Source organism: Chloracidobacterium sp., assembly GCA_025057975.1.
Classification (GTDB): domain Bacteria; phylum Acidobacteriota; class Blastocatellia; order Chloracidobacteriales; family Chloracidobacteriaceae; genus Chloracidobacterium.
This window is the reverse complement of sequence record JANWUV010000006.1, coordinates 67133-79864: the sequence shown is the minus strand read 5'-3', so window position 1 is coordinate 79864 and position 12732 is coordinate 67133. Positions and strand designations below refer to the sequence as shown.

The following is a 12732-nucleotide window of genomic DNA, read 5'->3' as shown; positions in this document are numbered from 1 at the left end:
CCTCGATTGGAGTAAGGAGAAGTCGTATGGCTCAGACTGCGCGTCAGCTCAAGGCTGTTCCATTGCCGTCCCCTGCAACGACGCCGCAGGCGCTGCGGCTCGTAGAATCGCCGCGGCCGGCGCAACCGTTGGCCTTACTCTTGGTGTTGTTTCTCATCCTGGTCATCTTGGCGCTGATCTACGTGCCGTGGCAGCAGTCCATTACGGGGGTCGGGCAAGTGATCATCTACTCACCCAACGAACGCCCGCAAAACGTCCAAGCCCAGATTCCCGGTCGTCTCAAGGGTTGGAAGGTCAAAGAAGGTGATTTTGTCGAAGCAGGAACAGTCATCGCCGAAATTGCGGAAATTGACGCGAAGTTTCTCGATCCGAACCAGCTTGAGCGTTTAGAGCGGCAGCGTGAATTTCTGACGGCTCAACGTGAGGCGGCGCAAAACCGCGCCGCGGCGCTTCAACAACAGATCGCGGCTCTAGAACAGTCGCGCAACTTAGCCATTCCAGCGGCGAAGGAGCGGGTGCGGCAGGCGGCCGACCGACTGCGTGCCGCTGAACAATCGCTGGAAGCGGCGAAGCAAACCTTGTTGGCGAACGAGTTGAACTTCGAGCGGATTCGTGACCTCAACAAGGGCAAAAAGGACGCCGACGGCAACTGGATCATTCAGCCGGGTCTGCGTTCCGACCGCGATTTTGAGTTGGCACGGCAGGCGGTGGAGACATCGCGGGCAGAGGTGGCGCGACTTGAAGCGTTGCTAAATGTAGCCGTACAAGACCTCAAAGTCGCTGAACTTGATGCAAAGCGCGTCGAAAACGACACCTTGGCGTCGCTCAGCAGCGCCCAGAGCGCGTACGCGGCGGCTCAGGAAACCATCGCCTCGCTCGGCAACAGTCTTCAGAAGCTCGACATTGACATCCAGAACTTTCGGGTGCGCGTCAGTCAACGGCAGGTCGTCGCCCCGCGCGCCGGACAGGTGACACAGTTGCGCGCCGTCGGGGAAACCGAAACGCTCAAGGCGGGCGATGTCTTATGCGTCCTCGTCCCACGGGTGACGGAAGAGGAGCAAGCCGTCGAGTTGCTCATCAGCGACTTTGACGCGCCGCTGGTGCGCATCGGCGATCCAGTCCGACTGCAGTTCGAGGGTTTCCCGGCCGTCCAGTTTGTCGCTTGGCCGTCGGTCGCCATCGGGACGTTCGGTGGTCGGGTTGTCGCTATTGACGCTGTGGACGACGGCATGAACCGCTTTCGCCTGTTAGTCAAACCCGACTACGAAGCCATTGAGAAGGGTAAGGACGACCCGTGGCCGCGCCTTGACATGCTGCGGCCGGGGACGCAGGCGACCGGCTGGGTCATGCTGCGCGTGGTGTCGCTGGGCTTTGAACTCTGGCGGCAGTTCAATGGCTTCCCGCCGATGTTCGACCGCAACCCGATTGAACGCAGGAAAAAGCCCAAGGATGACAAAGCCAAGGTCAAGGAAAAGGGCGACAAGGATGACGACGCGGACAAAGGCGACAAGTAAGCGCGGTTTGGCTGCAGCAGCCTGCGTTGGACTCTGGTTGACCGGTTCAGCGGCGGCGCAATCCGCCCTGCCGGGGATTGTGTACGCCCCAACCACCGATGAACGACGGCTGGCGGCGGCTGTTGCGCATGCGGCGGCTGAGCCGCAATCGGGCCGCCGTCCAAGCGCTCCGGCCTCGTCTCCGGGAAGCTCCAAGCCCCCGCTGCTGCTGGAGCAGGTTTTCCGCCTCATCGAGGATCGCCACCCAAAACTGCGCGGCTCTGTCATTGAGCGGCAGGTCGCCACGGCAAAGCGGATAGAGAAACAAGGCGCTTTCGACCCAATTTTGTCTATTTCGACGGACTATCTGCGCTACAACAGTTCGTCCAAGCGCGGCAAGGTCTCGGAAGCGTTCGGCGTCGGAACGGAAGTCAACTTTCTAACGCGCTCCGGGATTAAGTTTTTCGTCGCGTCGAACCTCAACTTGGGCGCGACGAAATCACCACTGTCCGCCACGGGCGACGCTGGTGAATACCTGTTTGGGCTGAAGGTTCCTCTGTTCCGCGACTTCCGCGTCAACGCCAAATCCATCGGCGAGCGGCAGGCGTTTCTTGGCGAGACCCAAGCCGACATCGCCGTGACGCAGACCCGCTTGGAGCTTTTCCGTAAGGCCGCCGACGACTACTGGGACTGGGTCGCCGCGAAGCGCCGGCTAGATGTAGCGCGCGACCTTCTGAGATTGGCTGAAATCCGCAATGACGCCATTCGGCAACGGACAATTGCAGGCGACCTCCCGCCAATTGACGCCGTTGAAGCCGAACAGGAAGTACAACGCCGACAAGCCGCCCTCGCCAAAGCGGAGCGGGATTTCCAGAAAGCACAGTTCAAGTTGTCACTGTCGCTCTGGCTGGACGACGTAACGGCGCAGCCGCCGCCGGATGAAGGCAGCGTGCTGGATGTCAGCCTGCAACTTGAGCCGACCGAAGTGACGGAGGCCGAAATCCAGGACGCGATCCGGCTGGCGCTGCAACGCCGCCCGGAGTTGCAAGCCATCGCCGTACTCAAGGATATTACGCGGCTTGACTTGGATTTGGCGCGCAACCAGCGGCGTCCGATTCTCGATTTCGCTCTTGCGCCGGGGCGAGATGTTGGCCTCGGCGGTATCGGGACAACGCTCAAGGCCGGCTTCATTTTTGAGTTGCCGCTTCGCCAGCGCACCGCCGACGGACGCATCGCGCAAGCGCAGCTCAAGCTTCAAAAGCTTGAACTTGAAGAGCGGGCGCTGCGGCAGCAAATCATCACGGAAATCAACGATACCGCTTCCGCGATCAACGCCGCCTGGCGGCGGTATCTGGCGACCAAGCGCGAACTGGAGGCGGCTATCGTCCTGGAGCGCGGCGAAAACCAGCGATTCTTGTTAGGGGATAGTTCGCTGTTTCTCGTCAACCAACGCGAACGCGCTACAGCCGAAGCTCGCAACAAGCTCATTGATGTACAGGCTGAGTACGAACAGGCCCGCGCGGCGCTGCGCTTGGCGACCATGCAGTTTTAGAGCCATTTCACATCTGCAGGGCGGCGGTCGGTGCCCTTAGCATTTATGACGGCGGCGACCTGTCGGCGTGGACATGACTCCAGATTACTCCGATGGGTGGCGGCGCGGTCCCACTAGCCTCGCAAACAGCGCTTGGGCCCCGACCGCCTCCCGGCGCCTTCGCATCCACGATTTCCCTCAACACAACCTCGACCATCGGCCGCTGCGACAGCCCTTTCGCCGCCGGCTGGCGCAGATTGACTTGCCCCATTTGTCCGGCGACTGCTCCGGCGCGGGTTCAGTCGCACCAACAAACAACGCCGAGCAGGCCGCATCCTAACTCCGCCACGCCGACGCAGCCTTGCCGAGGACAAAATCCGCAAGTGTTTTTACTCAACCCGAAAACGGACGAAACGCAACTTTTGTCCGCTTCTTACCACTTGGACGCGGTAAAGGCCCGGCAAAAGAGGGTAGCCGCCGACATTCATCGTGTGATTGAACGTTATGCCGCCCCACCGCTGCGCATACCGCACATCGTCTTCGGTAAATGGCTCGCCGTGAATGACGCACATGAGTCTTCCGGTTCGATCGCCGGGGGCGTCGTCCACGTACCAGTAGGTGCTGTAGATGTCGCTGGTTGACACGCTCGGGACGGTAACGCGACAGACAATCTTTCCAATCCCTCTGGGAAAGGACGACTGCGGTATAAAGTCGCCGGACGCTGAAACAACGCCCATCTGTATTTCAAGCGAATTTACGGTGGACGAACTGGCGTCGGTCGTTGCGCCGCCGCTGCGGGTTTGACTGGTAGGTGCGGCGGGACTCGTCGCCCGGCTCGGCGGTTTGGATGAATCCGGTTGCGCCGGTGCCGCCTGCCGGTTGCGGTCCGACCGCACTCCAGCCGACGACGTGCGCTTCAAGCTCACTAGGAAGTAGAGCGTTAGCCCGACCGAGGAAACCAGCAGCGCGCCGATCGCCAACAAAACGACGACGGCGGCAGGCGTTGAAAGCCCTTCTCGCGGCTGGGGGGATACGGGATGGTACATGGCAAACACCTCCTACGCTGTGTCGGGGTGAGCGGAAGAGGGGGTGTCACCAGTCTGCGCAACGGTCTGTTTTTGGGTCAATCTAACGGAGCGTCGCGCCCAAAAACAACGCCCGCCGGCTTGGGCCAAGCGGGCGTCGGATGTATCGGTTGGACAAAAGTTACGTCGTTGGCAGATCGTTCCCCTGTACGATGCCCAGCGGCTGGTATGCGCCAAGGCCGGGAAACACCGTACTGAGTTGTGTGTTCCTCAAGCGCCGTACCAAGATCTCCGCCAAGACCTGCCGATAATCGGTCGTCACCGCCAAGTCGCCGCCGTCCAGCGCGTTGCTGGACAGGCCGGGCCAGCGACCGAACATCCGCCCACCATTCACACTGCCGCCCAACACCAGCATGATGGAAGCGCGTCCGTGGTCAGTACCGCCGCTTTGGTTTTCGCGCAGCGTTCGCCCGAACTCGCTCATAGCGACAAGCGTGACGCGCTGCCGGTAACGAACCATGTCGTTGTAAAACGCCAGTAGGTTGCGCGCGAGCGAATCCACGTTGTTGGCGTAAGTCCCGGTTGTCAACCCCTGATTGTTGTGCGTATCCCAGCCGCCGACATCCAACGTCGCAACGCGCAAACCGACATCGAGCTTGATGAGCCGAGCGATGGTGATAAGCGCTGCGCCCAAGGAGCCGGTCTGCGTTTCCGGCTGGGCGTACGTTGCACCGTTTTCCGGCGTGTAGGCCGGCAGCGTCCCGCCGGTCGGCGGCCGCCCAATCGCGCTGTTGACCGACTGGATGGCGTGAATGGCGTTGAAACCCGCCATGTGGAGCGGTGTTGTGCCGGTGTACATCCGCGTCATCGCCGGGAAAATTGTGGGGTCGCCGGGCAGCGCGAAGTTGGCAAGGTTCGGCATGGCGATGGCGCTGCCGCTGCCAATCAACGCGCCGGGCAAGCTGCTGGAGGCGGCGACGGTAGGTAAAACGCCCCCCTGTCCGCCCGAACTCGTGATGTGCCGGGTCAACCACCCCGTCTGCTGCCGCGCCGTCGGCACGCCGCCTTCCATCAAGCTTTGCGCGTCAAAGTGACTCCGGTTGGCGACGGTCAACCCTACCGCATGCACAATCGCCAGCGCCCCAGCCTGATACAGGTCAAGCAGCGGCCGGGCGCTCGGATGGAGCCGAAAGTCCACGCCGTTGCCGATGGGATTCGCCAGCGGCAGGCCGGCGTCGGTACCGCTCTCCCGCAGGCGTAGTGTTGACCGTGAAGCGACATAGTTTGGCTCGTTGACCGGCGCGGCGAAGTTCAAGCCGTCAATCCCACCCCGCAGGTATAGCACGACTAGAATTTCATTCGTCCCGGCGGTTTGCCCATACACCAACCCACCAATGCGGGCTGTCCCCGTCGCGGCATAGGCGGCCGCCAGACTTGAACCAACAACAAATTGGCGTCTTGTTAGTGGCATAAGCCCATAGCTCCTTTCTCCTATCGCCACCAGAAATCCGGCGACACGCACAGGCGCGCGACCATCAGGTTGATGCGGTTGGTGACTTCGGCGGTCGTCCCCGACGGCGGCGCGTCAGGGGAAGCTGTTCCACGCAAATACTCAATCAACTCGGTATAGACCTCCGGGCGTACTGGACGCCCCATAATGCGCGCGATGAAGTAATCCACAATCTGGCGCGTCGTTGTCACACCCGACGGCAAACTCGCGCGCAGATTGTGCTGGATGCCGCTGTAACCGTTCGTCAACGTCACCGTAATGTTCCGCCAACTGGCACGGAAGGTGTTGGTGTTGAGCCAGTAGCCGCTAACGTCGGGAAAACCGTTTGGCGCGGGCCACGCAAACAGCGCATGGCCAGCTTCGGCGACCAGCGAGTACGGCACATAGCCGCCGCCGTTGTCGGCCAAGTTGGCGTCTATCGCTCGCAGGAACGAAATGGTGTGCTCAAACGGCTGCTTGGTCTTTTGCCCCCAAATCTGCGCAAACTCCGGCGACCGCAGAATGACCCGCACCACGCGCGCAATCTGATCGTTTGCCGTCAGGTTTTCCCGCCACGCGACGACGGCGCGCTTGACAAGTTCCGGCGGCGGATTGTCGGCCACCAGCCGGCGACACAGCTTCGTACAAATAAACCGCGCCGTACTCGGATTCGCCGCCAAAATGTCCAAGATGCGGCGCCCCTGCACCATCGGATCGGCGGAAGTCGCTGCTGGCAACGGGACGTTGAGCACCGTCCGCGCCGCCGGGTCGTTCCACTGCGGCACAAAGACAAACTGCCCGGTGTTGGGTAGGGTCGTGCTACCGACGCGCTGCCCGGCGGCGATCGTCCAACCCGTCAGCGCCGCTGCGACTTGATTGACATCATTTTCCGTGTAGCCGGTTGAAACCTGTCCGCTGGGGAACACCGGTGCATCGGCGGCGTTTGGAAAGTAGTTGTTGGCGCCGAGCGTATGCAATTCGAGCAGTTCACGGGCGAAGTTTTTGTTGGGCGCCGTGTTCCGGCTGCTGACGAGGTTGAGGTAGTACATCATGGCAATGCTCTTGGTGACTTCTTCGAGCATCACACGAAAGTTTCCAAGGGCATGCCGCCGAAACAAGCGGTTGTAGAGCGGCCATGTCGCATAAATACGCGGGTTGGAGCGGGCGTCCACATTGAAGTGGTCATGCCAAAAACCCACAAGAACTTCCCGCAACTGCCACTTGCTGTACATCGCCCGCAGCACGGTTTCGACACGCACCTCTTCCAGCGGACGATTGCGCTCAGCGAACGGTAGTGAAACGCTCGTGTCGCCAAGCGGCCACAATTCACTGAGCGGCTTGTCCAGCGCCGTCAGCGGGCGCATCTCGTCCACCGCCGGGTAGCCGTCGCCGGCCGGATAGCTAATGCGTAACCGTGCGCTCTGGCGCTTAGCCAGAAACAGCGCGTCGTCAGCGTCGTTGGGATGAAGCTGCTCTTCGACATAGGCTTCAAAGCCCATTGCCCGAATGCGCTCTAGGTCGCCGGGGCGCGGACCAAAAGCCATGCGATTAGCAGCGATCACTTCAAGCGGCGGTATGTCGGGAACGCCCGCCGCCTGCGAGGTGTCACTATACAGTACAGATGTGTCTTCAAACCGGTCGCCGCCGGTGAAGAACGCCGTCGCAACACTACGACGCGAAAAAGAAGAAGAAGCGGCCGAAGTCATAGCAATCTTTCTCCATATCGGCAGTCCCACACACAGCCGGCGGCCGCGCGCGAGACAGAGGTCAGGTCAGTCGGTGGCGTGCCGTTTTAGAGCGTCGCCTGCGCCAAAAAGTCTGAATTTTGTCGCCGCCGATGATTGGCACATCGGCGGTGACGCCATCAACCGTACGCCGTCGGCGGGTTGCCCCAGTTTAGGCGAATGGCAAGATGCGCTGTTCGCCCTTCAAAAAGGATTTCCCTACTTTGTCACAGCAATGTAGCGTGGAACCAAGCCCGCTGTCGCCCCCTCTAGCGGGCGTCATTCACGTTCAGGCCAAGATTTCAACGAGAGTCGGTATCCGTTGACCATGCCGTCTGAAGTCCTGTCATCCGAGCCGACATCTGCCCGTTCGCGCCGCAATCTTTTACCCTACCGGCTGGCGACGCAGATGTTGTTTGTGCTGATTCACGTCCTACTGATCCGCGCAGCGATTCCGAATCTGGCCTGGGCGATCTACGGGCTGATCTTTTGGGGCGTTCTAGTCTATCTCACAGCGCGAACAGGGCGCTGGGTGTGCGCTTGGATTTGCTGGCTTGGCGGCGTCCAAGACGTTTTCGCCCGCTTCGCCAAGGCGCGGGTGACCTTCAATCCCCGCATCACACAAATTGGTGTGTTGGTTGTCGCCGTCTTGTGGGTACCGCTGGCGTGGCTGTTTTGGCGCGACGCCATGACGGCGCATACCAGCTCAATGGGCTTTGATGCGGACAACCTCTGGTCGCATGCGCTGCACCTTGGGCTGCTTGCGTTCGTGGCGGGGAGTGTGTTCGTCTTGGGTAAGCGCGGAGCGTGCCGATACTTTTGTCCGTTTGGCATAGTGGTGGACAGCTGTCGTAAGATGCATGCGGCGCGCGCCCGACCGGGACTTGTTCGGTTGGGACGGCGGCGCGCACCGGCCACGTCGGAGCGCGAAGCCCGCGCCGACAACGCCTCATAAGACCGGAGCTGGCGCTATGATCTGCCATGCTTGTGGGCGCGAGGTGCGCCTTTTCGGACGGGTTGGCCGTCTTGACCGCTGCCACGAATGCGGAGCCGACCTCCATTGCTGCCGCAACTGTCGTTTCTTTGACGCCGGTGCGCGGTTCGAGTGCCGCGAGCCAATCGCCGAACCAGTGCGCGACAAGGCGGCGGCCAACCACTGCGAACATTTCGCCCCCAACACCAAGGTGGCGCTGACCAGCGCTTCCAAAGCGCGGACAGCAGCTGACGACGCTCGTAAGGCGTTCGAGCAATTATTCAAAAAGAAGCGTTAGCCCTGCCCTGATCAGCGTGGCGCTCCCAGAAAGGCAAGGATGCGAGCCAAAGACTTAATGACGAACGATTTTGATTTCATCTCCGGCGAAGCGACAGTGCGCGAAGCGCTTGCGCTGATGAACCGAAGGCGCGTCCACTGCCTGATTGTCCTACCGCGCGACGAGTACGATGGGCACGGCATCATCACCGACCGCGACATCGTCTACAAGGTCATCGCTACTGGCGGTAATCTCGACCGGGCGCATGTTCACCAAATCATGACGAAGCCGATGTTTTTCGTTGAACCGCTGCACGACATTCGCGCCGTGGCGCGCCTACTGGCGGCGCATAAGCTGACGCGCGCGCCGGTCGTCGAAGTCGGTAAAATCATCGGCATTGTTTCGATTACTGACATCATCCGGCATTTTGGCTGAGGCGTTGGCAACGCCCCAGCCGTCGCCTGCCGCGGATGACGCAAGCGAAAACGGGGCGACAAGGCGGCGGCTTCCGTGTATAGTTGCACGCTCGCGCCCTAAACTTGCCGCTTGCGCCGCGCCCGTACGCCCTTGAAAGCGTCAAAAGAGCGCAAGCAGGCCGACCTGACCCAGAGGTAGCCCAGTACGATGGCGACGGCTAACATCGGCACGATTGTTTCCCTGTGCAAACGACGCGGTTTCATTTTTCCGGCCAGTGAAATCTACGGCGGTTTAGGCTCAACGTGGGACTACGGCCCGCTCGGCGTCGAACTCAAAAACAATGTCAAGCGTGCCTGGTGGAAAGCTGTCGTCTATGACCGCGACGACATCGAAGGACTGGACGGTGCGATTCTCATGAACCGCCTCGTGTGGAAATACTCCGGCCATGAAGCGACCTTCAGCGATCCGCTTGTGGACTGCCGGGAGTGCAAGGGGCGGTTTCGCGCTGACAAAACCGAAGAACTGGATTGCCCGCGCTACAAACGCAAGGTCGCGGCGTGCAGCGCCAACCTGACCGAACCGCGCGCCTTCAACCTGATGTTCAAAACCTATGTCGGCCCTGTGGAAGAGGATGCCGCGCTCGCCTACCTGCGGCCGGAAACGGCCCAGAGCATTTTTGTCAACTTCAAAAACATCGTGGACTCGCGCTGGCGTAAAGTGCCGTTCGGCATCGCCCAAATTGGCAAGGCGTTCCGCAACGAAATTGTGCCGGGCAACTTCACCTTCCGCACCCGCGAGTTTGAGCAAATGGAGATTGAGTTCTTCTGCAAACCGGGGACGGATGAAGAATGGTACGCGCACTGGATTGAAGAACGCCACAACTGGTACATCCGCTACGGCATTCGGCCGGAAAACCTACGCCGGTATGTCCAAAAGCCGGAGGAACTGGCCCATTACGCGCGCGCCTGCACCGATTTGCAGTACCGCTTCTTCCCTGAACGTGAGGACGAAGAAAAGCAGTGGGATGAACTTGAAGGCATCGCCAACCGCACCGATTACGACCTGAGCGTGCATTCCAAGGGCAAGCAAGACAAGTGGAACCTGCACAATGAACACTCGACGCAAAGCCTGATGTACCGCGACCCGGTCACGAACGAGAAGTTCATCCCCTATGTCATTGAGCCGTCGGCTGGAGCCGACCGGGCGACACTGGCGTTTTTGCTTGACGCCTACAGCGAGAAGCCGGGTGCGGACGGCGAACCGCGCGTCGTGTTGAAACTCCATCCGGCGCTGGCACCGATCAAGGTCGCTGTTCTGCCGCTGGCGCGCAACAAGTCAGAACTCGTGGAAAAAGCCAAGGCCATCAAGGCCGATCTCCAACGGCACGGCATTCGCGCCGTTTACGATGACACAGCGGCGATCGGTAAGCTGTACGCCCGACAGGATGAAATCGGCACACCGTTTTGCGTTACAGTGGATTACGACACCTTGGGCATTGGAAAAGCTAAGGACGGCGAACAGGAAACCTCCTCGACCGCAACGGCGGCCCTTAAGGATACGGTTACGGTACGCGACCGCGACACTTGGGAACAAGTACGGGTTCCAATCGCCGGTCTGTGCGCTTTCTTCGCCGAACGGCTTGGGCCAACCCTGTGAAGCGCCGGCACGTCCCCCAAATCTTGTCCGGCGCTGAAGTCCCGACATTCTGTTTTTTGTCCCTAAGGAGTGTTTGTATGCAGAACCTGAAGCGATCCATTTCCCTCAGCGTTGTTGTGGCGGCTGGCGTCTTCGCCGCCTGCGTTGTGAAAGACAACGTCCCACCACCGCCGCCGATGAAACCTAAGCAGGAACAAGTCAAGACGGTAGAGCCGACCAAGCCTCCGACGGAAACGAGCGCGAAGCCAGCTGAGCCGGCCAAGCCGGCCGAAGGCGCGGAAGACCCGCTTATTGCCAAGGGCCGCGAACTTTATAACAACAATGCCTGCGCTGGCTGCCATGGCGACAAGGGACAGGGCGTGTTGCCGAATGCGCCGAAGTTTACCGACCCCGAATGGCAAAAGAAGGAGAAGGACGAAGAAATCATTGCTTCGCTCAAGGGCGCAAAGGCCGCACAAGGCATGCCAGCGTTCAAGGGCGGCAACGGCACAGACGAAGAGCACAAGGCGCTGATAGCCTACATCCGCTTCCTTGGCAAGCCGGCTGGCAAGTAGTCACGCCCAAAGCGCCGCCTTACCAATCGGGCCGGGCGCGGCAGCGACCGGTCCGGTTGCTGTCCCGTTGGGGCGATCCCGAAGGAGACCTTGTTAATGCTTTCCATTCGTCTGACAAGCAAGTTGGCATTCGCTGTCCTGACGGCGCTGATCATAGGCGGCTGGGCCGCCGAATCCCGGCCTGCCGCCTCTGATGACGCCGCCGCCAAGCGTCTGGCGCGCGGCAAGCGGCTCTATAACGGCGCTGGCGCATGCGTCGCCTGTCACGGAGTGGACGGAAAGCCAAGTGTTCCTGACGCGCCCGACCTAACCGACGCCGCTTGGCAGCGCAAGCGCACCGACAATGACTTCGCCAAAGCCATCGCTGAAGGCAAGGGGACGATGCCCCCCTTCAAAGGCTCGGCGGCGGACATTGAGGCGCTGGTGGCGTACGTTCGCTCCCTCGCCAAGTGAGCGCCGTCAACCGACCCGGCTCTCAAAACTGTCTTAACCCAATGACCACCCTGTGGAATGACGCTTTATGAAAGTGGGCATCGTCGGCTTTGCCGGTGCCGGTAAAACCACCGTGTTCAACGCCCTGACGGGCCTGGCCGCCGAAGTCGGGAGCTACGGCGGAAAAGACCGCCCGAACCTAGGCAACATCAAAGTGCCTGACGCCCGTGTGGACACCCTCGGCGACATTTACCGCACGAAGAAGCGCACCTACGCGGAAGTGGCGTTTGTGGACGTTGCTGGGCCAACGGACAGCGCACGCGCCGGCGGGTTAGACGCCAAGCTCGTCGCCGCCATGCGCGACGTGGACGCGCTGGCGCATGTCGTCCGAGCTTTCCTTGACCCAGTTGGCGCGCGTCCGACCGACCCAGCCGCTGACATCGCCGCCTTCGACGCCGAACTCATCCTGTCGGATCTGATCCAAGTCGAAAACCGTCTGGAACGCCTCAAAAAGGATCAGAGGGCGACGGCGCGCGAACGCGAGCTGTTCGCACGGTGCAAGGCGGCGCTCGACGCCGAACAGCCGCTGCGGGCGCTAGATTTCGACGACGAAGAACAGCGCTTGATGGCCGGCTTCCGTTTTCTGTCGCTCAAGCCGCAGATGGTTCTGCTCAATGTCGCCGAAGCCGACATCGCCGCCGGGATTCCGGCTGCCGTTCTTGACGCTGCTCACACGCGCGCCATACCGACAGTGACAACCATGTGCGGGCCAGTCGAAATGGATATCGCGCAAATGGCACCGGAAGAACAGGGGGATTTCCTGCGCGATCTAGGTTTGACGGCCCCGGCGCGCGACCGTTTTATTGTGGCCGCGTACGGTTTGCTCAACCTCATCAGCTTTCTGACCGCCGGTGAAGACGAATGTCGCGCTTGGCCGATCCAACGGGGGACAAAGGCCCAACGCGCAGCTGGCAAGATTCACTCCGACATTGAACGCGGCTTCATTCGCGCCGAAGTCATCGCCTACGCCGACTTCATCACCTTCGGTTCCGAAGCCAAGTGCAAGGAGGCCGGCAAGCTGCGGCTGGAAGGCAAGGACTATGTCGTCCAAGACGGCGACATTATTCACTTCCGCTTCCATGTGTGAGGTTTGACGTTTCT

Annotated in this window: 12 protein-coding genes; 9 read left to right on the top strand and 3 right to left on the bottom strand. The window is 60.8% G+C overall.

The annotated features are described in order from the left end of the window. Positions 1-26: 26 nt before the first annotated feature. Both NZ585_06790 and NZ585_06785 read left to right on the top strand, forming a co-directional pair. Entirely contained in the window at positions 27-1514 is a 1488-nt protein-coding gene (locus NZ585_06790) for an HlyD family secretion protein (GenBank protein MCS7079740.1), read from the top strand. Continuing rightward, complete coding sequence (locus NZ585_06785) at positions 1486-3045, top strand: TolC family protein (GenBank protein MCS7079739.1); 1560 nt, start codon at positions 1486-1488, stop codon at positions 3043-3045. Before NZ585_06790 ends, NZ585_06785 begins: the two co-directional genes overlap by 29 nt. Positions 3046-3413: 368 nt before the next feature. Here NZ585_06785 and NZ585_06780 read toward each other — a convergent pair whose 3' ends face one another. The 3 genes from NZ585_06780 to NZ585_06770 form a co-directional block, all read right to left on the bottom strand. Continuing rightward, positions 3414-4070, bottom strand: coding sequence for a hypothetical protein (locus NZ585_06780; GenBank protein MCS7079738.1), 657 nt, complete (start codon positions 4068-4070; stop codon positions 3414-3416). A 160-nt stretch (positions 4071-4230) separates the two neighbouring features. Further along, positions 4231-5520 (bottom strand): DUF1501 domain-containing protein, encoded by a 1290-nt coding sequence (locus NZ585_06775; GenBank protein MCS7079737.1) that lies wholly within the window; start codon positions 5518-5520, stop codon positions 4231-4233. 20 nt (positions 5521-5540) lie between these two features. After that, positions 5541-7244 (bottom strand): DUF1800 domain-containing protein, encoded by a 1704-nt coding sequence (locus NZ585_06770; protein ID MCS7079736.1) that lies wholly within the window; start codon positions 7242-7244, stop codon positions 5541-5543. A gap of 346 nt (positions 7245-7590) precedes the next feature. Here NZ585_06770 and NZ585_06765 point away from each other — a divergent pair, with 346 nt between their 5' ends. The 7 genes from NZ585_06765 (at position 7591) to ychF (ending at position 12718) form a co-directional block, all read left to right on the top strand. Next, positions 7591-8217, top strand: a complete 627-nt coding sequence (locus NZ585_06765; protein ID MCS7079735.1) for a 4Fe-4S binding protein — start codon at positions 7591-7593, stop codon at positions 8215-8217. A gap of 16 nt (positions 8218-8233) precedes the next feature. Next, positions 8234-8533: a hypothetical protein gene (locus NZ585_06760; protein MCS7079734.1), complete on the top strand. Its 300-nt coding sequence runs from the start codon at positions 8234-8236 to the stop codon at positions 8531-8533. A gap of 57 nt (positions 8534-8590) precedes the next feature. Then, a complete protein-coding gene (locus NZ585_06755) occupies positions 8591-8947 on the top strand; it encodes a CBS domain-containing protein (protein MCS7079733.1) in 357 nt (118 codons plus the stop codon). A 189-nt stretch (positions 8948-9136) separates the two neighbouring features. Further along, positions 9137-10585 carry a glycine--tRNA ligase gene (locus tag NZ585_06750; protein MCS7079732.1) on the top strand — a complete coding sequence of 483 codons (1449 nt, stop codon included), beginning with the start codon at positions 9137-9139 and terminating at the stop codon, positions 10583-10585. A 77-nt stretch (positions 10586-10662) separates the two neighbouring features. Beyond that, positions 10663-11139: a cytochrome c gene (locus tag NZ585_06745; protein ID MCS7079731.1), complete on the top strand. Its 477-nt coding sequence runs from the start codon at positions 10663-10665 to the stop codon at positions 11137-11139. A gap of 96 nt (positions 11140-11235) precedes the next feature. Beyond that, positions 11236-11592 (top strand): cytochrome c, encoded by a 357-nt coding sequence (locus tag NZ585_06740; GenBank protein ID MCS7079730.1) that lies wholly within the window; start codon positions 11236-11238, stop codon positions 11590-11592. Between the two features lie 67 nt (positions 11593-11659). Next, entirely contained in the window at positions 11660-12718 is a 1059-nt protein-coding gene (gene ychF, locus NZ585_06735; GenBank protein MCS7079729.1) for a redox-regulated ATPase YchF, read from the top strand. Positions 12719-12732 lie beyond the last annotated feature (14 nt).